The organism is Streptomyces sp. NBC_00075, from assembly GCF_045041225.1.
Taxonomy (GTDB): Bacteria; Actinomycetota; Actinomycetes; order Streptomycetales; family Streptomycetaceae; genus Streptomyces; species Streptomyces adonidis.
The window spans coordinates 6,226,982-6,245,874 of record NZ_CP108243.1 but is presented as its reverse complement, the minus strand read 5'-3'; the positions used below and the strand labels follow the sequence as shown (position 1 = coordinate 6,245,874).

Below are 18,893 nucleotides of genomic sequence, written 5' to 3'. Positions count from 1 at the left end.
ACCGTGATCGGCGGCACGGACCGACAGACGACCGACAGCCGACCGTCAGGCCGATCTCCCGAAGGGTTCACCGATGAGCGACAGCAAGCCTGCCGACCAACTGGCCGGACAGTTCCTCGACGCCGCGATCGACCTGCTGCGGCGGGTGCGCGACGAGGAGGCGGAGGCCGTGACGGCCGCCGGCACGCTCATCGCCGACACCGTGGCCGCCGGGGGCCGCCTGTTCGCCTTCGGCGCCGGGCACTCCTCGCTCGCCGCGCAGGACATCGTCTACCGCGCGGGCGGCCTCGCCCTGATGAACCTGCTGGCGGTACCCGGCGTCGTCGGCGTCGACGTCATGCCGGCCACCCTGGGCTCCGCCCTGGAGCGCGTCGAGGGCCTGGCCACGACCGTCCTGGACACCTCTCCGCTGCGCGAGGGCGACGTACTCGTGATCATCTCCCTCTCCGGCCGCAACACCCTCCCGGTGGAGATGGCGCTGCACGCGCGCGCCCTCGGTGTACGGGTCATCGGCGTGACCTCGGTGGCGTACGCAACGGAGACGACGCCCCGCAACGCCTCGGGCACGTTCCTCAAGGACCACTGCGACGTCGTACTGGACTCGAAGATCGCCCCCGGCGACGCCGTACTCACCCTCGACACCGTCCCGGCGCCCTTCGCGCCCGCGTCCACGGTCGTCACGTCGGCCGTGCTCCAGTCGGTCATGGCGACGGCGGCGGGCATCCTGGCGGACCGGGGCATCGAGCCGCCCCTGCTGCGCTCCGGCAACGTGGACGGCGGCCACGACTGGAACGCCCGCATCCTGAAGCAGTACGGCGACCGGATCTTCTACGAGCGCTGATCGCTCCGCGGGATCGGCGGGTCAGCGGGTCAACGGGTCAACGGCCGGTCACCGACTGCCGGCTACTTGCCGAGGCCGGCCAGGTCCAGGGCCGCCGCTATCCGTACGGCCACGTCCTCCGCGTACACGGCGTCCGTACGTTCGAACTGGGTCCGTCCGCCGCCGCGCAGGAACGTCACTACGCCCAGGGTGCGCCCCCGGCTGCGCAGCACCGCGCACAGCGCGTGGACCGTGTCCGGCGGCCACCGTCGCTGTACGGCCCACGCGCGGGCCTGCTCGACGCCGTACGACCCGGCGCTCGCCCGCACCGATCCGGCCCGCTCCACGCACTGCACGGCGGGGTGCGAGTCGCCGTAGCGCACCGGCAGTCCGGCGTGCCCGGCGAGGACGCTGGGCCCGGGCGCCCCGGAGGGCGTGGCGGCGGCACGGACCAGCCGTACGGGACCCTCGCCATCGCCCGCGGAGTCGGCGGAGCCATCGCCCGTCGTACCGCCGATGACGGCGATCCGGTCGATGAGCGCGTGGTCGGCGAAGCCGGCGAGGGCGAAGTCCAGGTGGACGGTCGCGGCCTCGGCGGGGTCCTCGCACTCGGCCGCGGCCCGCGCGGCGCGGTGCAACTGGTTCGTACGGAACCGCAGCTGAGCCGCCTCCTGCTCGCTCAGCTTGGCCTCGGTGATGTCCTGGAACAGCCACCCCACCCCGAGCGGAACCGGTTCTTCGGTGAGCGGCGAGGCCAGCCGCAGGAACCCGCTCCGCCAGCAGCGCCGCTTCTCGCCCTCGGGCGTCCGGACGGTCACCCACATCTCGGCGGGCGCGGGCGGCGCGCCCTCGGCGAGGACGTGCGTCAGCGCGCTCTCCAGCTCCTCGACGCCCTGCGCGAGCAGCTCGCCGAGGGGCCGCCCGAGGACGGCCGTACGCCCGATGCCGAGCGCGCGGGCGGCATGCGAGTTGACGACGGCGGGCCGCAGATCGACATCGACGAGGACAACCCCCCAACTGGCGTCCTCGAAGAGAGCCTCACTCAACGCGATGGACCGCTCAAGGTCTATCTGCGCGTGCACCTCGCTGAAGGCGCAGTACAGCCCGGCGGGCTTGCCGTCGGGCCCGCGCACGGCGGCGGACTGCGTACGCACGAGCACGCGTCCCCCGTCTTTGGTCAGCAGCGCGAACTCATGCACCTGACGCCCCGGGGCGTGCATAGCGGACAGCAGCCGCCCCTCGATGTCCTCGGCGTCGGCGCTGCGCACGGCCCATCCGGCGAACCCGTGCCGCCCGACGGCCTCCTCCGCGGTCCAGCCGAGAATCCGCTCGGCCTCCCGGTTCCAGTGCGTGACGACGCCGTCGGCATCGAAGGCGCACAGGGCGGCGTCCATGCCGTCGAGAAGGGCCGCGAGCAGGTCGGACCCACCGCCGTCCGAACCCTCCGGGCCGCCGTCCCTCTCGGGCTCGTCCGGCCCCAGCTCGTCGGTGGTCCCACTACGCCGGGAAGCACTCACCTGGACCCCCTGCAGGCTGCGTCCGCACGTACTGCGCGACGGTTCGCTCACTCACCATCATTCAACTCGAACGTGACGCAGCACACATCGCGTTCCCCCAAGATTGATGGAAATCGTTGTACGGCGGAAATTCGCCGTAGTCCGGGAACAAGCCCCTCTTGCCCCTCCCGCCCCCGGACCAAACCGACCATCCGGAATGTCCAGGCTTTCAGTTTCCTGCTCCGCCCAGCCGCAGATCGACCCAGAGGTCGCTCTCCCCGTCCAGCACATACCGCTCGACCTCGACGAACCCACGCTTGAGCGCGAAGGACAGCCCGTCGTGGTTGGCGGCGAGTACGACGGTCTCGACCGCCCCGGCCCCGAGTTCCCGCGCGAGCGCGAGCCCCCGCACGTACATCTCCGTCCCGAACCCGCGCCGCCGAAAACCGGGCAGCACGCGCGCGATGACGGTGGCGACGGCTGGATCACCGTCCGCGACGGGAGGCCGAACGGTGGAGCACCCCACCAGGGTGTCGTGGAGATACGCGACTTCCAGCCGATTGCGAGCACTGCGCACCCGTACCTCGTCGAGGGACAGGGCGGCGGGCGGAACGATCAGGTTATGGACGTACTGCCAGTCACGAAGCGCGACCCCGTCGGAGCCACCGACCGAGACGATACGAAGATCAGACACGGCGCCAGAAAATCGCACACCGCGGGCACCCGTCAACGCTCCGCGTCCCGCGCGGTAGCGTGCCGATCATGGCGGACTGGGACATACGACCGGCGTCGGCATCGGACATCGAGCCGATAGCGGAACTGCGGGCGGTGGTGATGCGGCCGGACCTGGAGCGACTCGGCCGGTACGACGACCACCGCGTCCGGCAGCGCTTCCGGGACGGGTTCGACGCGGCCCACACCTGGGTGATCGAGGTGACCGACGAGTTCGCGGGCTGCGTGGCCCTGCGCCCGGCGGAGGACGCCCACTGGCTGGAGCACTTCTACTTGGACCCACGCTTCCAGGGCACGGGCATCGGTTCGGGCGTGCTGCGCGAGCTGCTGGAGCGCTGCGACGGCACGGGGGTCGGGGTCGTCCGCCTGAACGTCCTCCGGGGGAGCGCGGCTCGACGGCTGTATGAGCGGCACGGGTTCGTGGTGGAGGGCGAGGACGCTGTGGATGTGTTCATGGTGCGTGAGCTGAACCGATGAGCGCCGGCCCGGGCCGGTCGAGAGGGAGCGCCGGCGCACCGGGACGTCGGCTCAGATTCCGACCACCCGCGCCACACTGAACGGCGTCTCCGGCACCCCCGGCCCGAACGGCCCGCCCTTGTCGAACTGGGAGCGGACGACGAGCAGGCCGCCACGGCTGCGCGCGAGCGTGGTCGGGATCTGCAGTGCGGGGTCCGTGACGCTGCGCTCCAGACGGGCCGAACCGCCGTCCGGCGCGAGCCGCCAGCGGCTGACGGTGTTGGTCGTGTTGTGCGCGACCCACAGGGTTTGGCCGACCAGGTCCAGGCCGTCCCCATGCGCCAGGTTCCCGCCGTGCAGCGCGACTTGGCGTACGGCACCGGACGCGAGGTCCACCCGGACGAGGTCGCCCCTGGCGGTGTCGACCACCAGAAGGAAACGCGGCGTCGCGACTATGCCGTTGAAGATGCGCGTCTGGGGCGGGTCGGTCGCGAGGGCCGCGCCCAGGTCGCAGTACACGGCCAGGGGCGCGCCGGCGCCGGCCGTCCGGGCGAGGTCGCTCGGGGTGACCCGGTAGAGCACGGCCCGCGTGCTGTCGGTGAGGTAGGCGGTGCCGTCCGGGGCGATCGCCAGGTCGTTGACGAAGCGGGGCGCGTCGCCGGGTACGTCGAAGTGGGCGAGCAGGGCGCGGGTGCGCAGGTCGTAGACGGCGACACCGGCGGACGAGTCGGTGACCCAGAGCCGGCCGGCCCGGTCGACCTTCAGACCATTGGCGGTGGTACGGCCGTCCGTACCCGCCGGGAGGAAGACCTCGGCCGCGTCACTGCCCGCCCCGGCCCGGTAGACGGCACCGGTCGCGAACGAGCCGACGTACGCGTCACCGGTGCGCGGGTCGAGTCCGATGCCCTCGGGGTAGGCGCGGTCGCCGGGGAGGGAGAAGGCGGGACTGATGCGTGTCACAGCGGCAGGGGTGGTCGCCGCCCGCGCCGTGGCCGGGACCGTGACTGCGGCGGCCACGGCGGTGGCCAGGAAGCTGCGGCGGTGGATCGAGCGGGACACACGGGACACGGGGGTGCCTCTCGGTTCGACTTCACTCCGTTATGCGTACGAACCTAAGTTAGGGCCCTAATGATCGTCAATGCATGAATGAACATTCGATAGCTAACTGATGGATGTCAGCTACTATGCCCGAATGATGTCCATGCCCGCGTCCGAGCGCCTCGGTTCCCACCTCAAGGGGGCTGAACAAGCTCTCAGTGCGACGAAGACCGCCGTGCTGAAACCGGCGGGCCTGACCATCGCGCAGTACTCGGCGCTGCTCTGTCTCGCCGGGAGTCCCGGTATCTCGGCGGCGGCACTGGCTCGGCTGTGCAGGGTCACACCCCCGACCATGAACGCGGTCCTGAAGAACCTCCAGGACCGCGCCCTGATCGCACGCAGCCCCCACGAATGGCACCGCAACGTCCTGGAGACCCGCCTCACGGACGAGGGCCGTGCCGTTCTGGCCGACGCGGACGCCAGAGTCGTACGGACGGAACGGGCACTGGCCGCCGAGTTCACCGAGGAGGAGCGGGCGACACTGGTCACCCTGCTCGGCCGGTGCGTGGACGTACTGGAACTGGAGAAGCAGCACGCCAGGCCATGACAGCAGTCGGCGGCCCCGCGGAACCCCGTACCCGGCGACTCCCGCGCCCGTTGGGCGACACTGTTCAGTCGATGACCGCCGTGGCCTCGATCTCGACCAGGTGGTCGGGGATGTCGAGTGCCGCCACGCCGATCATCGTGACCGGGGGCACCGGGGCAACCCCGAGCGTCTTGGCCGCCCGGGAGACGCCCTCCAGAAGGCTGGGCATCTTGTCGGGGGTCCAGTCGACGACGTAGAAGTTCAGTTTCGCCACGTCGTCGAAGGTGGCGCCGGCCTCGGCCAGGGCGGTGCCGACGTTGAGGTAGCACCGCTCGACCTGCGCGGCGAGGTCGCCTTCGCCGACCGTGACGCCGTCGGCGTCCCAGGAGACCTGTCCCGAGACGAAGACCAGCTTCGATCCGGTCGCGACCGACACCTGCCGGTAGACGTCGATCTTGGGCAGTCCCTCGGGGTTCAGCAGGGTGATGGCCATGTGCCTGTCCGCCTTCCTTCTTCCTTAGCTCTCTTGTGGTTACTCAGGAACCGTAGGAGAGTGAACGCTGACATGGAAGAACGCACTTTTCAGTGACTGGGGAACCAGATGGTGACCAAGCAGTTCAGCGGCTCACCCGAGGACGCGGACCTGCGACGCGCGGACTCGCTGGCACGCGAGATCTTCTCCGACGTAGCCAACAAATGGGCGCTGCTGATCATCGAGACCCTCGGCGAACGCACCCTGCGCTTCAGCGAGTTGCGGAACGAGGTGGAGGGCGTCAGCCACAAGATGCTCACGCAGAACCTGCGGATGCTGGAACGCAACGGTTTGGCCGAGCGGAAGGTGTACCCGACTGTGCCGCCACGGGTCGAGTACACGCTGACGGAGGCGGGCCAGGGGCTGCGGGCGACGGTCGATGGGATGTGCGAGTGGACGCATCAGTATCTGGGGCATATCGAGGGGGCTCGGCAGCGGTTCGACGTCTGACGGGTGGGCCACTACTCACCCTCGGCGTCGCCTCGCACGAGCTTCACCAGCAGCTCCGTATCCCGAAGATCCGCAAGCACTGCTTCGGCCCCGGTTTCGCGCAGTGCGGCTTCTTCGCTGCGCCCCGAGGCAACGGCGATCACCCGTACGCCGTTGGCGTGAGCGCCTTCGACGTCGGCAGGCGTGTCACCGATGAGGACCGCCTCCGAGGGGCTCGCGTCGGCTCGCTGGAGGGAAAGGCGGACCAGTTCGCTGCGGGTGTCGTCGTCCTCGCCGTAAGCGCCCAGGTCCCATAGGACATGCCAGCCAAGCCCGAACACCCGGAGCTTGATCTCAGCGACCGGGCGGACGTTTCCGGACACCACTGTCTGGCGTACGCCGACGGAGTTCAGCGCATCGAGGGCGGCGGCTGCGCCAGGGAGGGCATGACCTCGTTCCCGTAGATCCGTGGCGCGGCGCAGGTGCTCCTCGGCCAGGGCTTGGGCGAAGCGCTCGAAGTCCGCGCGGTCCGTGGTGAGTCCGTGCAGTTTCGCGGTCTCTCGGAAGATCACGGGTTCGGTGATTCCGTCGATCCTCGCCTGCTCGCGCAAGGGCTGTCCGGTGGTCTTCTGGAACGCCGCGGCCGACAGTTCGCGGCCTACTCCGCGGGTGTCGATCAGGGTGTGGTCGATGTCCCACAGGACCAGTCGCGCCATGGTGGCTCCTCAACTCCCCGTCCGTCGCCGGGTAGCACGCTGAACAACCGCACCCCGCCGCCCACTTCGCGCGAGCTTCAGGCGGACGACGGGGCTTGGCCGCATTCCCGGCGCGTAGTCAGCCGAGCGGAACCTTCGCGAACGACTCCCACTCGTACATCTTGTTGTCCCGATTGATCACGATCAGTTCCGCCGCGGAGATACGTGCTGTGGCGGGCGGGATGTCAAGCCCGGCGAGGACTTGAGCGATCGGTTCGGCGGAGCCGTCGCTGTTGCTATAGGCAACGGACACATGTGGTGTGAAGCCTTCGGCCTTCTCCGGGACATCTCCCAGGACGACACCGATCGCCTCCCGGATCGCGTTGCGCACGGCACGGACCGGGCCATCAGGCTTGACGTGCAGAAGAACCGCCTCGGGGTCGAGTACAGCCGGCCCGATCCGGAGGTCGAAGGCGCGGACGGCGGCCAGACGATCGCGAGCCGCATCGGCCATGGCCTGCGTGTCCTCTTCCTTGCCCTCGCCCACGAAGGCGATGCCCTGCATGGTCAGGTGCAGCCACTTGTCAGGGATAGGCGCGAGGGTCGATCCCAGTGGGGCGAGCGCGGACCGGTACTCGGCGGCAAGCCGGTGCACGTCGTCCTGGCCCTCGAACGTCAAGTGCCAGGTGTAGAAGCGACGTCCCACACTCCAACCGGGCCGCCACCACCAATGGTTCCGCATGGTCTCGGGTTGAGTCGTCATGGTCTGAGATCAAATCAGGCGGTGCCTTCCCCTGGCGAGAGCGCGATGTGTCGCGGAGCGGAGTCCAGGCAGAACTCCTCAATGGCCGTGCGGAGACCGACACTTCCCGTGGCAGGTGCGCGGCCGACATCGGCAGACAGTTCGCCGACACGCCGGGCGACCGGCTCCAAGCGGTGGTCCGGTGGCAGCGCGAGCACTGGCGCGAGTGCCTCGAACGCTCCTTCTGCCTCACCCGTCGACAGATGGGCCGACGCCTTGCTGATGTGGATCTGAGCCTCGGTGCCGTACGCCCGTACAGGCTGCGCCTTCAATAGGGCAAGGGCGCCGTCCGCCGCGCGCAGGGCGTCGACCGGGCGGCCGATTCTCAATTGGACGGCCGCAGCGTAATTCTCCTGGCGTGCGGGCTGGCACGCGAAGATGCCGCCGACCTCGTCCTCACCACGCAGCGTGTCACGGGCCTCCGCAGCACGAGAGAGTGCTCCCAGCGCCTCGCGCTCCGCTCCGAGCCGGGACCATGCGTCGGCTTCCTGGCAGGCCAGCAGTACCGAGACGGTGCCGGACGGGCGGCATGTTGCGCCCCGGCGGGCGTAGTTGACGGCATCGCGCAGGCGACCGTCCCAGAACGCCACCTTCGAACGGGTGGACAGAACCCAGGCGCGCAGGTCGTTGTTCCCGGCGAGTTCGGCACACAACCACGCCGTACGGCCCTGCGTGTCCGCGTCCTGGAGCCGACCGAGGTCTGAGGACGTCCACGCCAATAATCCGCACAGATAGCCAGCTGCGACGTACAGGTCGGCAACCTGGCGCGGGTATTGGTGACCTTCGAGGAGACGGAACACCCGGTCGCGCAGGGCGCGCGTGCGGACGAAGAGGGACAGAGGGTTGGAGACCAGGTAGTCGGACGCGAGAGCCTGGACGTCTGCCATGAGTTGTTCCAACGCGATGTCCCCAACGTTGGAGGCTTCCGCCCATTGGGCCCAGGTCGCGGACTCGTCTGCGGCGAGGCGTACCACTTCGTTACCGCTCGGCTCCACGGGCGCAGTGGTGGCGATCGGCGCGGGAGGTATCGGCTCGGGGGATGAGATGGCGCCGCTCAGCAAACGCAGGTCTCCGTCGGGCATGGCCCGCCGGTCTTCCAGGTCGAGCAGGTCCTCCACGCGACAGGCAAGTGCGTCGGTCATGGCCAGGAGGACAGCCGGGGTGGGGCGACGGGCGGAGGGGCCGGGCCACTTCTCCCATTTCGCGACGAGCGACGCGTCGGCAGCCACGGCCTCTCCGAGGCTGCTGCTGACCTGTGTGATGCGGTCCGCCGCCTCCTGGAGGGTCCAGCCGCGGGCATGCCTCCAAGCTTCACGAGGGCGCATACGAAAGCGGGCGCGCATCTCCATGGCGATGTCTGCGACCGTGCATCCGGCGCGGGTCATCTCGTGGCGGAGGACGTCCCGGTCGGCCTTGGAACCGGGCTTGGGGCGAGCGGTCATGGACGGGCTCCCTGCACGATGTCGTGCACTCACGGTAGCCGTTCAGTCACCCAAGGGGATCACGGCCGTCGAGAATTTGAGGCGCCAGGAGTCCAAAGAGCGGTCCAGGAACGAGCGTTGATGCAGGCCAAAGCTCTGCTGCCGGTCCAGGAATGTTGGTCACGGCCGCCCGTGACGCTGAGCGTCATTGTTGGAACGGTTGTGGGACGAAAAGCGGTCACATCGAACGGAGCAGACAGTGAACCGTGTGCCACGACTCCTCGAACTGATGAGAGCTCTTCTGTTCGGGATCCCTGAATCCAGCCGCGTCACCCGAAGCACGGCCCCGGATACCAGGCACGACCTGCCAACGCACCACCCCTCGCCCGAGATGTGGGGTGCCGTGCTCGCCGGAGCACGCCGCCGACGGGCTCCGCGATTGTGGCCGCCTGAACTGCCCGCCGTTGAGGACGACTTCGTCACCAGAGCCCTGGTACGCGCGTACGTGTTGCCATCGGCGCAGTGTGCTCGGCTGCTGACCCCGTCGGCGGGAGAGGCACGGTGACGATGACGGTGTACCGACCGAGCCATGGCGACACCGTCGAGGACACCACCATCAAGAGGATCGGCAAGGTCATGGGCTTCGAGGGACCGTACGTCCAGGTACGGCCGGTCGGCGGCGGTCTGGAGTAGGACGCACGGCCGGAGAACCTCCAGCCTGTCACCGGCGCAGAGGCGCTGAGTTCGGCGGTCGCGCTGGCCAACGCCCGCTCGCGGGGAGAACAGTTGTGACCGAGAAGAACACTCTCCCCGTCGACATCGAGACGATGCGCACCAGCGCACGCACTGTGCTCGCACCGGATGCCCAGGCACCCTCCGCGCCGGAACTGGACACGCTGACACTCCTGCTGACAGGCCACCTGGCGCTCGTCATCCCCGAACTGGAGCGTGTTGCCGCAGGGCGGGGCGATGACGACGACATGCCCCGCGTGTGCGCCCGGATGGCGATCTCGGAGAGTCGCAGGAAGCTGGGGATCACGCCCGGCCCCGGTCTGAGTGCACAGCTCGCATACGCCCGGCGCCTCTCACGCTCGCTGAACGCCTTGTGCGACCACTACGAGGACCTGCACGCGGACTGCCGCCAGACCGAGGCCTTGCCCCTGCCGCACAGCACAGGCCTGCTGCTCCAACCTCGCTGCGGCTGCTCCTGCCACGACCACACCGAGGCTGCATCGGCACAGCCCTCGGTATCTCCCCACCAAGGTCTCGGAAAATCGGTTGATGCACGGCCGGTCGCTTCCTAGGCTGTGGCCATCGCTGAAAGGAGGTGATCGGGTAAATGAGTCAGACCCGGACGCGCGAGGTGGCTGCGGGCTAGCGGCCTGCCACCACACCCTGTGCGGTGCCGGACCAGCGTGAGTTAGTGACACGCAGCCGGCCGAATCCAACGCAGTCACCCGACCCGCGAGCTCGCCGGTACGTCCGGCCGGCCCTTCCTTCGGAGGGACCGAGTTCGCGGGTCGCCTGCTTTCCGGCCTCTGGTCCAGGTGCTCCCCCTGGTGTGGCAGAGGAAGATGCCCCATGCACGCTGCTCGATACGGCCCCGAACCCCGTCGCGTCCCGCCGGGCGCGTACCCCGAGTGGGACCGGGCTCTCGCCCTTCTCAACCGGGACCTGGCGGTGACACTTCCCGAGCAGGAGCCCCTGCAACTGCTGGCCCTGCCGCCCTACGACGCGGACGAGCCGAAGCAGGTCTACGTTGCTCTGGCCAACGGGGAGTGGCACGGCAACTGCCTGTACCCGGAGTCGGCGGACGACCCTGCCGCTGCGCTGGCGATCGTCGCCGATGCCGCGCAGGACACCGTCATGGAGCGGCTGTGGCAGGCGTGGCCCCTGTGTGCCGGGCATGGCCTGGGCATGCATGCCCAGGGATGCGGATGACGGGCAGCTGTCCTCGTGGTGTGCGGGAGAACGGTTGCGTCGCGGCCCGGCCCATGTCCTGGCGGCCGTGGGCGCGCTCGACACCCTTGCCTGCCGCAGAGATGGCAGGTGTATCCCTGGGGTTGGTGGTCGGCGCGCCGTTGGCGTCGCTGCCCAGCTACTTGATGGTGCCGGTCCAGTTCGGGTCGTCGCCGAGGAAGCTGCCGCTCTCCAGCCATGCTTCGTCCGTGCGGGACATCGTGAACACGATGTCCTTGCCGTCGCTCTTGGCGATGGAGTACTCGGAGGTGAACGTCGCGGAACGGCCGACAGCGAGGCGGCCGGCCATCTGCTTGGAGTCGACCTCGACGAACAGGGATTCGGTCTGGCCGCCGGTGGTGGCGCCTTGGGCGTCGTAGCCGAAGCTGTCCATGTCGTACGGCTTCTTGGTGCCGTTGGTGATGGTGAAGGTGACGCGGAACGGAGTCTGGTCGGCATCGGGCTTGGTGTCGTACTCGCCGTAGCGGGTGATGGTGCCGATACTGTCGACCCTCACCTTCAGGCCGTCGGTGTAGGCGAAGGTGTCGCCGACGGCGAGTTCGGTGTCCGGCTGCTCGTCGGCGTCCGCGGCTGGCGCGTCACTCTCGGGTGAGCTGGAGACCGGCGAGTTGTTCTCCGTGGTGGCGCGTTCGGCTGTACCTTGCGCGGGCTCACTACAGGCGGTGAGCGTGGCGGCAGCGAGGATGACGATGGTGGCGAGCGCGGTTCTTCTGGCGTGCATGATCCCCCCCCAAGGATGGTACGTACGGCCGTAATTGTCGGGGTGTCATGCGGGTTGAGACTGGTGTGCGCACACTTCGTGGTGCAACTGTGACGGGAAGTGCACGCTTCTCTCGTACTCGACATATGGCCTGCTGGAGTCATGACCACGCCTAGGCTGACCAAGCCGACCATCGCTGTGCTGGAGGTGTCGTTGGCGTCGACGGATGACAATCCCGCGTGGGGCTGAGCATTTGCCGCGACGCAGACCTCGGTTCCGGCACTGTGTACCCGATTCTCGACCGGCTCGAAGAGCGCGGGTGGGTCACCAGTCGGACTGAGGCAGAACCTCATCCCGGGCGCCCGCCCCGGCGTTACTACACACTGACCGGCCCAGGGCATTCGCTTGCAGCAAGTGCCCTCGAAGCCCGCCGGGCCAGGCAGCAGCACGTCCTTCGGTGGGCAGGCGGCCAGGCGTGAGGCTCTTGTACAACGTCACCCGACTCGTGACACGCAGGCTCCTCGGCATGACGTGCCTCCTAAGGGACACCAACCCAACGCAACCAACTTCACCGGATCTGCTTAGGTCAGACTTGAGCCTTCAAGGGTTCCCCTGGCCAGTTCGTACGCCGGCAACATCGCCTCGTGTTCCTCGGTGTCCAGGCCTCCGAGGTGTACGACGACCGGGCCGTCCTCGGTTGTGACCGCGAAGGCTCGTTCCTTCTTCGGGGTTTCCACGAACTCGTCCGAGTAGACGTACTCCACCTCGGCGCCGGTCAGGCCGTTCGCCTTGAACTCGCTGTACTTCGCCTTGCTCGCGCCCTTGTCGGCGATCACGAAGGCCTCCAGGGCGGTGCGGGCGTTGTTGTTGCCCGGGGTGCCGGTCCAGACGCGGAGGTAGCCGATGTGGCCGGCCGGCTTGGCGTCCACCTCGCAGGCGAGGCTGACCAGGCCCTGGCTCAGGGGTGCGCCGACGGCCTCCGCGGTCCACTTCTCGGCGATGTCGAACGTGACGGGGAGTTCGCAGGCCGAGCCGGCGGCTCCTATGCTGCCGCCGCTCTTGGGGGTGGTTTCGTTCGCCGTTGTCGTCGAAGCCTTCACTTTCGGCTTCGCGTCGTCGTCCGGCGTTTCCGTACAGCCCGCCAGTACGCCTACCAGCAGCGTCGCCTGGATCAGTCCGCGCCGTCTGTTCCCCGCCCCGACCAGCATGTGCTGTGTCTCCCCTCGCTCGGGCGGACACATTATCGGAGCGGGTGACCGTCCCTCCTGCGCAGGGAGCGAGTTCGCCGATCGCCTGCGTCAGGTGTGGTCCGTAGCGCGTGGGTGACCCGTCCCCGCGAAGGTGATCCAGCAGGTCTCGCGGGCGGTGTCCAGGAGGTACCAGACGCGGCCGCCGCCGGTCACCTCGATCTGCCACTGCTCGCAGGTCTGTCCGCGGTGGGTGCCATGGGCCAGGCTGCCCTTGAGGCGGTGGTGGCGGGGTGTCCCAGTGGCCGGTCTGGGGTCCGTGCGCATGATGAGCCAGGCGCGGTAGGTGTTTTCCTGCGCCTGCTGGGCGAGGTTCTCCCAGCCCTTGGCCGAGGCGGCGTCCGCGAAGCGGACCTCCCAGTGGCCCTCCGGTGCCGGGGGCGCGGCGCGGTCTCCACGGCCCGCGCTCACACGGTGTCCCGCGGGTCCAGGACGGGACCGTAGTCGTCGCCGTGGTCCCCGGTCAGTGCGGCCAGGAGGCCAGGGTCCGAGTAGACCTCCGCCGTGTGCTGCCAGGCGATGAGCAGCTGCGCGACGGACGCGCTGTTGCCGACGGAGTCGGCCGCCCGCATGGTGTCGACCAACTCGACGGCGAAGGCGTGGACGTCGGTCTCGGGCAGGAAGCGCACCCAGGGGAACGCGTCCGGCAGTATGTCGAGGAGCAGTTCTGTGCTGCCGGGCTCCCGGCGCGCCATCGCGGCCAGTATCCGGGTGGCGGCCGACACCACGGTCTGGTCCTGCTCGGCACGTACCGCCGTGGTGAGGACCAGGTCCTCCCCGTCCCTGCGGTGCAGCAGCAGCCGTGGCGATTCCTTGAGCCGGGCGAGCGTCTGCTTGTTCTTGTTCACCAGCTCGGAGAAGTTCACTGACACTGCCGCGTTGTCGGTCGCCATGACTTTGAAAGTACTTCGAAACCCATGGCCCCGCCATCACCCGGAAGAGGGGCTTGCCCTCTTCCGGATAGCCGGGCAGGCGGGCAGGCGGGCAGGCGGGCAGGCGGGGAAGCCGATACGCGGCCTCAGCGGGCGATGTCCCCGTACCCCTCGATCTCCCGCGGATCCCGTGTCCCCGGGCCGATGTAGCGGGCCGACGGGCGTACGAGCCTGCCTGTGCGTTTCTGTTCCAGGATGTGGGCCGACCAGCCTGCCGTGCGGGCGCAGGTGAACATGGACGTGAACATGTGGGCCGGGACCTCGGCGAAGTCCAGGACGATCGCCGCCCAGAACTCGACGTTCGTCGCCAGGACCCGGTCCGGGCGGCGGGCGTGCAACTCCGCCAGGGCCGCCTTCTCCAGGGCCTCCGCGATCTCGAAGCGCGGGGCGCCCAGCTCGCGGGCCGTACGGCGGAGCACGCGTGCGCGTGGGTCCTCGGCGCGGTAGACGCGGTGGCCGAAGCCCATCAGGCGTTCGCCCTTGTCCAGGGCCTGTTTTACGTACGCGTCCGCGTCGCCCGTGCGTTCGATCTCTTCGATCATGCCCAGGACGCGGGACGGGGCGCCTCCGTGCAGCGGGCCGCTCATCGCTCCCACCGCACCCGACAGCGCCGCCGCCACGTCCGCGCCCGTCGACGCGATCACCCTCGCGGTGAATGTCGATGCGTTCATGCCATGCTCGGCCGCGCTCGTCCAGTACGCGTCCACCGCGGCAACGTGCTTCGGGTCCGGTTCGCCGCGCCAGCGGATCATGAAGCGTTCGACGACCGACTGTGCCTTGTCGATCTCGCGCTGCGGGACCATCGCGTGGCCCTGGCCGCGCGCCGACTGGGCGACGTACGACAGGGCCATCACGGCCGCCCTGGCCAGGTCGTCGCGGGCCGTCTGTTCGTCGATGTCCAGGAGAGGGCGCAGGCCCCAGACCGGGGCCAGCATCGCCAGCGCCGACTGCACGTCCACCCGGATGTCGCCCGAGTGGACCGGGATCGGGAACGGTTCCGCCGGCGGCAGGCCGGGGTTGAAGGCGCCGTCGACGAGCAGGCCCCAGACGTTGCCGAAGGAGACATGGCCGACCAGGTCCTCGATGTCGACGCCCCGGTACCGGAGTGCGCCGCCCTCCTTGTCCGGTTCGGCGATCTCCGTCTCGAACGCGACTACTCCCTCAAGTCCGGGTACGAAGTCGGACATCAGGCGGCTCCTCTTGATGTGTGCGACAGGTGTTCAGGTGCGCGTGCGACATCTGCGTCAGATTTTGCGGCAGCTGTTCCGAACGGTGTACGGCCGCGTGGCCAAGGTGCGCGATTGTTTGCACGATATCCCCGAGTGCCACCTTTGGGGAGCCCTCGCGGCACTCAGTGCCATGTGTGGTCGCTCAATGCCGCTCAGTGATGTCAGCGATACGGCAGGATGACCATGTGACCGATCGCCATGATCCCCGTGACGCCGCCCCTCTCGATCCCGCCGCCATGCGCAAGCAGTACCGCGCCGACGGCCTCTCCGAGACCGAGCTGGCCGACGGGCCCATGGAGCAGTTCGCGCGCTGGTTCCGGCAGGCCGCCGCGGATGCCGGGCTCCTCGAACCCAACGCCATGGTCGTCTCCACAGCCGACGCCGACGGGCGGCCCTCCTCCCGTACCGTGCTGCTGAAGCAGTACGACGACCAGGGCTTCGTCTTCTTCACCAACTACGACTCCCGCAAAGGGCGCGACCTGGCCGCGAATCCGTACGTCTCGCTGCTCTTCTCCTGGCTGCCGCTGGCCCGCCAGGTCGTCGTCACCGGCGTCGCCCGCCGCACCGGGCGGGACGAGACCGCCGCCTACTTCCGCACCCGGCCGCACGGCTCCCAGCTCGGCGCCTGGGCCAGCGAGCAGTCCTCGGTGATCCTCTCCCGGGACGAACTCGACTCCTCGTACGCGGAGTTGGCCGCCCGGTATCCGGAGGGCGAGCAGGTGCCCGTACCGCCGAACTGGGGCGGGTTCCGGGTGGCCCCGGAGACCGTGGAGTTCTGGCAGGGGCGCGAGAACCGGCTGCACGACCGGCTGCGGTACGTCGCCGAGGCCGACGGGAGCTGGCGCGTCGAGCGCCTCAGTCCCTGACCCACAGAGACACCTACGCCTGTCAGTCCAGGGACTCGTCCAGCAGCTTCGCCCACTGTGCCACCACCCGGTCCCGCCGCCCCCCGTCGTCCGTGAGCAGGTTCGCCAGGCCCAGGCCCCGGGACATGTCCAGCAGGCCCTGGACCGTCTCCCGTACGCCCGGACGGGACTCGTCCGCCCGCAGCAGGTCGACCGCGATGCGGTGTGTCTCGCGGCCCACCCTGGCCTCCAACTCCGTGACGCGCGGGCGTAGTTGCTCCTCGTTCGAGGCGGCCACCCAGAGGTGGAGGGCGGCGCGGAAGAGGGGGCCGGTGTAGAGGTCGACCAGGGCCGCGACCACCGCGCGGCGGTCTGCGGCGCCCTCGGGGAAGAGGGCGCGCAGGGCGGTGGAGCGTTCCTCGGCGACGTACTCGACGGCGGCCGTGAACAGGTCCTCGCGGGTACGGAAGTGGTGCTGGGCGGCGCCCCGGGAGACACCGGCGCGTTCCGCCACGACCGACACCGTGGAGCCCGCCCAGCCGTGTTCGGCGAGGCAGGAGACGGCGGCTTCGAGGAGGCGCTGGCGGGTGGCGCGGCTGCGGTCCTGTTTGGGGGCACGTTGTGTCCGGGGGGCGCGCTCGGTCGCTACAACTTCCATACCGGGTCCCGTCGTTCGAGGAAGGCGGTCATCCCCTCGCGGGCCTCGGCGGAGGCGAACAGCCGTGCCGACAGGGCGGTCAGCTCGGTGGTGTCCCGGTCGAAGATCTCCAGCACCTTAGCCGTGAGGAGCCGTTTGGTCTCCGCCAGGGCGCCCGGCGCCGACCCCCGTAGCCCGTCGAGGATCGGTTCCAGGGCCGTGTCGACGTCCTCGGCGGCCTCCGTGAGCAGGCCGGTGCGGGCCGCCTCCACGGCGTCGAAACGGTCGCCGGTGAGGTAGTGGCGGGCGGCGGCGCGCGGGTCGAGGCGGGGCAGGAGGGGCATGGAGATGACCGCGGGGGCCACTCCGATCCGTACCTCCGTGAAGGCGAAGGAGGCCTCCGGGCCGGCGATCGCCAGGTCGCACGCGCCCAGGAGGCCGAGGCCGCCCGCCCGTACGTGGCCGGTCACCCGGGCGATCACCGGTTTCGGCAGCTCCAGGAGCTGCCGGAGCAGGCCGACGAAGGCCGCCGGGTCGGGCGGCTGCTTCAGGTCCGCGCCCGCGCAGAACGTGCTCCCGGTGTGGGTGAGGACGACCGCGCGTACGGCCGGGTCCTTGCCGCAGTCCGTGAGGGCGTCCGCCAGGTCCCGGACGAGGTGCGCGGACAGGGCGTTGCGGGTCGCGGGCGCGTCCAGGGTGAGCGTGGCGATGCCCCGCGCGCGCGTGTCGACGACCAGGGTCATGTCTTCTCCCGGAGCTGCCTGCGAAGGATCTTGCCCGAGGCCGCCCTCGGTACGCCCTCGATGAAGGTGACCTGGCGGACGCGTTTGTACGGGGCGACGCGCTCGGCGACGTACATCATCACCTCTCCCTCGGAGAGGTCGGTGGCGGACGGCTGGCGGACCACGTACGCGTGCGGGACCTCGTTGTTGTCGGCGTTGTAGGCGCCGATGACGGCCGCGTCGGCGATGCCCGGGTGGGTGAGGAGGAGGGCTTCGAGTTCGGCGGGGGCGACCTGGAAGCCCTTGTACTTGATGAGTTCCTTGACGCGGTCGACGACGAACAGCCAGCCGTCGGCGTCGACGCGGCCGACGTCGCCGGTGTGCAGCCAGCCGTCCTCGTCGATCATCGCGGCCGTCGCGTCGGGGTTGGCGAGGTAGCCCTTCATCACCTGGGGGCCGCGGATGACGATCTCGCCGGCCTCGTCGGCGTCGGCGTCCCGGTCGGGGTCGTCGAGGGACAGGATGCGCATCTCGGTGCTCGGGAGGAGCCTGCCGACCGTGCCGGGCGGGGCGGTGCTCATGTCGTCGAGGGGGACGATGTGGGTGCCCGGGGAGAGTTCCGTCATGCCGTACGCCTGGCCGACGGGCGGCAGGCCGAGCCGGGTGGAGCAGGCGGCGGCGAGGGCCGCGTCCAGGGGTGCGGCGGAGCTGAGGACGTACTCCAGGGAGGAGAGGTCGTACTGCTCTACGGCCGGGTGCTTGGCGAGGGCCAGGACGATCGGCGGGGCCACGAAGAGGCCGGTGATGCGGTGCTTCTCGATGGCGGCGAGGAACGTGTCGAGGTCGAAGCGGGGCAGGACGACCACGGTGGCGCCCCGCTTCAGGGGCATGTTCATGAGGGCGGTCAAGCCGTAGATGTGGAAGAACGGCAGCACGGCCAGGATGCGGTCGCCGGGTCCCATGCGAATGGTCGGCATGAGCTGGGCGAGGTTCGTGGCGATCGAGCGGTGCGTGAGCATGACGCCCTTGGGGATGCCGGTCGTCCCGGAGGAGTACGGGAGGACCGCCACGTCCTCGACCGGGTCGACGTCGGTCTCCGGTTCGGGCGCGGTCGAGCCGAGCATGTCGATGAGGGAGCGGTGTCCGGGCGGTGCGGTGTCGCAGACGAAGATCTCCCGTATCCCGCCCGCCCGTTCGGCCGCCGCCCGGGCCGTCTCCAGGAGCGGGGAGACGGTGACGATCCAGTTGGCGGCCGAGTCGCGCAGCTGCCTGGCGAACTCGTCGGCGGTGGCCAGCGGATGCACGGTCGTGACGGCGGCACCGGCGCGCGTGGCGGCGTAGAAGGCGGTCGGGAAGGCGATCGTGTTCGGGCTGTGCAGGGCGAGGACATCGCCCTTGCGGACGCCCGCCTCGGCGAGTCCGGCGGCTATCCGCCGGTGGAAACGGTCGAGTTGGTCGTAGGTGAGGGTGGTGCCGTCGACGCCGTCGACGAGGGCGGGCGCGTCGCCGAACTCGGCGGCCCGGCCCAACACCGCTTCGTGGATGGGGAGTTCAACGGGTTCGACGTCTGCGTACTCGCTGCGGAACATGGTTG

Annotated in this window: 24 protein-coding genes; 9 read left to right on the top strand and 15 right to left on the bottom strand. The window is 69.6% G+C overall.

Going from position 1 to position 18,893, the window contains the following annotated elements:
• Window positions 1-73 precede the first annotated feature (73 nt).
• Complete coding sequence (locus OG787_RS27315; RefSeq protein WP_405536715.1) at window positions 74-841, top strand: SIS domain-containing protein; 768 nt, start codon at window positions 74-76, stop codon at window positions 839-841.
• Window positions 842-903: 62 nt separating this feature from the next.
• On the opposite strand, the gene OG787_RS27310 is transcribed toward OG787_RS27315, so the two are convergent.
• Both OG787_RS27310 and OG787_RS27305 read right to left on the bottom strand, forming a co-directional pair.
• Complete coding sequence (locus OG787_RS27310; protein WP_369033039.1) at window positions 904-2,337, bottom strand: PAS domain-containing protein; 1,434 nt, start codon at window positions 2,335-2,337, stop codon at window positions 904-906.
• 208 nt (window positions 2,338-2,545) lie between these two features.
• On the bottom strand, window positions 2,546-3,010 hold the full coding sequence (locus OG787_RS27305; protein ID WP_405536714.1) for a GNAT family N-acetyltransferase: 465 nt from the start codon (window positions 3,008-3,010) through the stop codon (window positions 2,546-2,548).
• 68 nt (window positions 3,011-3,078) lie between these two features.
• On the opposite strand from OG787_RS27305, the gene OG787_RS27300 reads away from it, so the two are divergent.
• A complete protein-coding gene (locus tag OG787_RS27300) occupies window positions 3,079-3,525 on the top strand; it encodes a GNAT family N-acetyltransferase (RefSeq protein WP_405536713.1) in 447 nt (148 codons plus the stop codon).
• A 51-nt stretch (window positions 3,526-3,576) separates the two neighbouring features.
• On the opposite strand, the gene OG787_RS27295 is transcribed toward OG787_RS27300, so the two are convergent.
• Complete coding sequence (locus OG787_RS27295) at window positions 3,577-4,572, bottom strand: SMP-30/gluconolactonase/LRE family protein (RefSeq protein ID WP_405536712.1); 996 nt, start codon at window positions 4,570-4,572, stop codon at window positions 3,577-3,579.
• A gap of 124 nt (window positions 4,573-4,696) precedes the next feature.
• Between OG787_RS27295 and OG787_RS27290 the strand changes: the two genes are divergently transcribed.
• Entirely contained in the window at window positions 4,697-5,149 is a 453-nt protein-coding gene (locus tag OG787_RS27290; RefSeq protein ID WP_405536710.1) for a MarR family winged helix-turn-helix transcriptional regulator, read from the top strand.
• A 64-nt stretch (window positions 5,150-5,213) separates the two neighbouring features.
• Here the strand turns inward: OG787_RS27290 and OG787_RS27285 are convergent, their stop codons facing one another.
• Window positions 5,214-5,621, bottom strand: coding sequence for a RidA family protein (locus OG787_RS27285; RefSeq protein WP_405536708.1), 408 nt, complete (start codon window positions 5,619-5,621; stop codon window positions 5,214-5,216).
• A 108-nt stretch (window positions 5,622-5,729) separates the two neighbouring features.
• On the opposite strand from OG787_RS27285, the gene OG787_RS27280 reads away from it, so the two are divergent.
• The gene (locus OG787_RS27280; protein WP_369033043.1) at window positions 5,730-6,110 is read left to right on the top strand and encodes a winged helix-turn-helix transcriptional regulator; all 381 of its coding nucleotides are present in this window, start codon (window positions 5,730-5,732) and stop codon (window positions 6,108-6,110) included.
• An 11-nt stretch (window positions 6,111-6,121) separates the two neighbouring features.
• Here OG787_RS27280 and OG787_RS27275 read toward each other — a convergent pair whose 3' ends face one another.
• From OG787_RS27275 to OG787_RS27265, 3 genes are all read right to left on the bottom strand, one after another.
• Complete coding sequence (locus OG787_RS27275; RefSeq protein WP_405536706.1) at window positions 6,122-6,805, bottom strand: HAD family hydrolase; 684 nt, start codon at window positions 6,803-6,805, stop codon at window positions 6,122-6,124.
• A 118-nt stretch (window positions 6,806-6,923) separates the two neighbouring features.
• Window positions 6,924-7,526 (bottom strand): 2'-5' RNA ligase family protein, encoded by a 603-nt coding sequence (locus OG787_RS27270; protein WP_405540595.1) that lies wholly within the window; start codon window positions 7,524-7,526, stop codon window positions 6,924-6,926.
• Window positions 7,527-7,561: 35 nt separating this feature from the next.
• Complete coding sequence (locus OG787_RS27265; protein ID WP_405536705.1) at window positions 7,562-9,028, bottom strand: helix-turn-helix domain-containing protein; 1,467 nt, start codon at window positions 9,026-9,028, stop codon at window positions 7,562-7,564.
• Between the two features lie 540 nt (window positions 9,029-9,568).
• Here OG787_RS27265 and OG787_RS27260 point away from each other — a divergent pair.
• From OG787_RS27260 to OG787_RS27250, 3 genes are all read left to right on the top strand, one after another.
• Complete coding sequence (locus tag OG787_RS27260; protein ID WP_405536703.1) at window positions 9,569-9,700, top strand: hypothetical protein; 132 nt, start codon at window positions 9,569-9,571, stop codon at window positions 9,698-9,700.
• 95 nt (window positions 9,701-9,795) lie between these two features.
• Window positions 9,796-10,311, top strand: coding sequence for a DUF6415 family natural product biosynthesis protein (locus tag OG787_RS27255; RefSeq protein WP_405536702.1), 516 nt, complete (start codon window positions 9,796-9,798; stop codon window positions 10,309-10,311).
• 277 nt (window positions 10,312-10,588) lie between these two features.
• Window positions 10,589-10,948 (top strand): hypothetical protein, encoded by a 360-nt coding sequence (locus OG787_RS27250; protein ID WP_405536701.1) that lies wholly within the window; start codon window positions 10,589-10,591, stop codon window positions 10,946-10,948.
• Between the two features lie 157 nt (window positions 10,949-11,105).
• Here the strand turns inward: OG787_RS27250 and OG787_RS27245 are convergent, their stop codons facing one another.
• A complete protein-coding gene (locus OG787_RS27245; protein ID WP_405536700.1) occupies window positions 11,106-11,708 on the bottom strand; it encodes a hypothetical protein in 603 nt (200 codons plus the stop codon).
• A 218-nt stretch (window positions 11,709-11,926) separates the two neighbouring features.
• Between OG787_RS27245 and OG787_RS27240 the strand changes: the two genes are divergently transcribed.
• On the top strand, window positions 11,927-12,166 hold the full coding sequence (locus OG787_RS27240) for a PadR family transcriptional regulator (protein WP_405536699.1): 240 nt from the start codon (window positions 11,927-11,929) through the stop codon (window positions 12,164-12,166).
• 102 nt (window positions 12,167-12,268) lie between these two features.
• On the opposite strand, the gene OG787_RS27235 is transcribed toward OG787_RS27240, so the two are convergent.
• The 4 genes from OG787_RS27235 to OG787_RS27220 all read right to left on the bottom strand — a co-directional run bounded on the left by OG787_RS27235 (window position 12,269) and on the right by OG787_RS27220 (window position 15,053).
• Window positions 12,269-12,895: a lipoprotein gene (locus tag OG787_RS27235; protein WP_405536698.1), complete on the bottom strand. Its 627-nt coding sequence runs from the start codon at window positions 12,893-12,895 to the stop codon at window positions 12,269-12,271.
• A 90-nt stretch (window positions 12,896-12,985) separates the two neighbouring features.
• Complete coding sequence (locus OG787_RS27230) at window positions 12,986-13,345, bottom strand: hypothetical protein (protein WP_405536697.1); 360 nt, start codon at window positions 13,343-13,345, stop codon at window positions 12,986-12,988.
• Window positions 13,342-13,827: a hypothetical protein gene (locus OG787_RS27225; protein WP_405536696.1), complete on the bottom strand. Its 486-nt coding sequence runs from the start codon at window positions 13,825-13,827 to the stop codon at window positions 13,342-13,344. Before OG787_RS27225 ends, OG787_RS27230 begins: the two co-directional genes overlap by 4 nt.
• Window positions 13,828-13,952: 125 nt before the next feature.
• A complete protein-coding gene (locus OG787_RS27220; protein ID WP_369033046.1) occupies window positions 13,953-15,053 on the bottom strand; it encodes a citrate synthase 2 in 1,101 nt (366 codons plus the stop codon).
• A gap of 200 nt (window positions 15,054-15,253) precedes the next feature.
• Here OG787_RS27220 and pdxH point away from each other — a divergent pair, with 200 nt between their 5' ends.
• The gene (gene pdxH / locus OG787_RS27215; protein ID WP_369033047.1) at window positions 15,254-15,961 is read left to right on the top strand and encodes a pyridoxamine 5'-phosphate oxidase; all 708 of its coding nucleotides are present in this window, start codon (window positions 15,254-15,256) and stop codon (window positions 15,959-15,961) included.
• A 22-nt stretch (window positions 15,962-15,983) separates the two neighbouring features.
• Here the strand turns inward: pdxH and OG787_RS27210 are convergent, their stop codons facing one another.
• The 3 genes from OG787_RS27210 to OG787_RS27200 are packed head-to-tail and all read right to left on the bottom strand — an operon-like array spanning window position 15,984 to window position 18,888.
• Window positions 15,984-16,598 carry a TetR/AcrR family transcriptional regulator gene (locus tag OG787_RS27210; protein ID WP_369033048.1) on the bottom strand — a complete coding sequence of 205 codons (615 nt, stop codon included), beginning with the start codon at window positions 16,596-16,598 and terminating at the stop codon, window positions 15,984-15,986.
• Window positions 16,586-17,320: an enoyl-CoA hydratase family protein gene (locus OG787_RS27205; protein WP_405536694.1), complete on the bottom strand. Its 735-nt coding sequence runs from the start codon at window positions 17,318-17,320 to the stop codon at window positions 16,586-16,588. The genes OG787_RS27210 and OG787_RS27205 overlap by 13 nt, the downstream gene beginning before the upstream one ends.
• Window positions 17,317-18,888, bottom strand: a complete 1,572-nt coding sequence (locus OG787_RS27200; RefSeq protein ID WP_369033050.1) for a 4-coumarate--CoA ligase family protein — start codon at window positions 18,886-18,888, stop codon at window positions 17,317-17,319. Before OG787_RS27200 ends, OG787_RS27205 begins: the two co-directional genes overlap by 4 nt.
• Window positions 18,889-18,893 lie beyond the last annotated feature (5 nt).

Excerpts from the sequence above, each read along its gene's own strand:
- OG787_RS27290 (WP_405536710.1), top strand. The coding sequence starts at position 4,697 with ATGATGTCCATGCCCGCGTCCGAGCGCCTCGGTTCCCACCTCAAGGGG.
- OG787_RS27315 (WP_405536715.1), top strand. The coding sequence starts at position 74 with ATGAGCGACAGCAAGCCTGCCGACCAACTGGCCGGACAGTTCCTCGAC.
- OG787_RS27250 (WP_405536701.1), top strand. The coding sequence starts at position 10,589 with ATGCACGCTGCTCGATACGGCCCCGAACCCCGTCGCGTCCCGCCGGGC.
- OG787_RS27200 (WP_369033050.1), bottom strand. The coding sequence starts at position 18,888 with ATGTTCCGCAGCGAGTACGCAGACGTCGAACCCGTTGAACTCCCCATC.
- pdxH (WP_369033047.1), top strand. The coding sequence starts at position 15,254 with ATGTCAGCGATACGGCAGGATGACCATGTGACCGATCGCCATGATCCC.
- OG787_RS27265 (WP_405536705.1), bottom strand. The coding sequence starts at position 9,028 with ATGACCGCTCGCCCCAAGCCCGGTTCCAAGGCCGACCGGGACGTCCTC.
- OG787_RS27280 (WP_369033043.1), top strand. The coding sequence starts at position 5,730 with ATGGTGACCAAGCAGTTCAGCGGCTCACCCGAGGACGCGGACCTGCGA.
- OG787_RS27285 (WP_405536708.1), bottom strand. The coding sequence starts at position 5,621 with ATGGCCATCACCCTGCTGAACCCCGAGGGACTGCCCAAGATCGACGTC.
- OG787_RS27205 (WP_405536694.1), bottom strand. The coding sequence starts at position 17,320 with ATGACCCTGGTCGTCGACACGCGCGCGCGGGGCATCGCCACGCTCACC.
- OG787_RS27235 (WP_405536698.1), bottom strand. The coding sequence starts at position 12,895 with ATGCTGGTCGGGGCGGGGAACAGACGGCGCGGACTGATCCAGGCGACG.
- OG787_RS27225 (WP_405536696.1), bottom strand. The coding sequence starts at position 13,827 with ATGGCGACCGACAACGCGGCAGTGTCAGTGAACTTCTCCGAGCTGGTG.
- OG787_RS27300 (WP_405536713.1), top strand. The coding sequence starts at position 3,079 with ATGGCGGACTGGGACATACGACCGGCGTCGGCATCGGACATCGAGCCG.
- OG787_RS27275 (WP_405536706.1), bottom strand. The coding sequence starts at position 6,805 with ATGGCGCGACTGGTCCTGTGGGACATCGACCACACCCTGATCGACACC.
- OG787_RS27210 (WP_369033048.1), bottom strand. The coding sequence starts at position 16,598 with ATGGAAGTTGTAGCGACCGAGCGCGCCCCCCGGACACAACGTGCCCCC.
- OG787_RS27245 (WP_405536700.1), bottom strand. The coding sequence starts at position 11,708 with ATGCACGCCAGAAGAACCGCGCTCGCCACCATCGTCATCCTCGCTGCC.
- OG787_RS27270 (WP_405540595.1), bottom strand. The coding sequence starts at position 7,526 with ATGCGGAACCATTGGTGGTGGCGGCCCGGTTGGAGTGTGGGACGTCGC.
- OG787_RS27220 (WP_369033046.1), bottom strand. The coding sequence starts at position 15,053 with ATGTCCGACTTCGTACCCGGACTTGAGGGAGTAGTCGCGTTCGAGACG.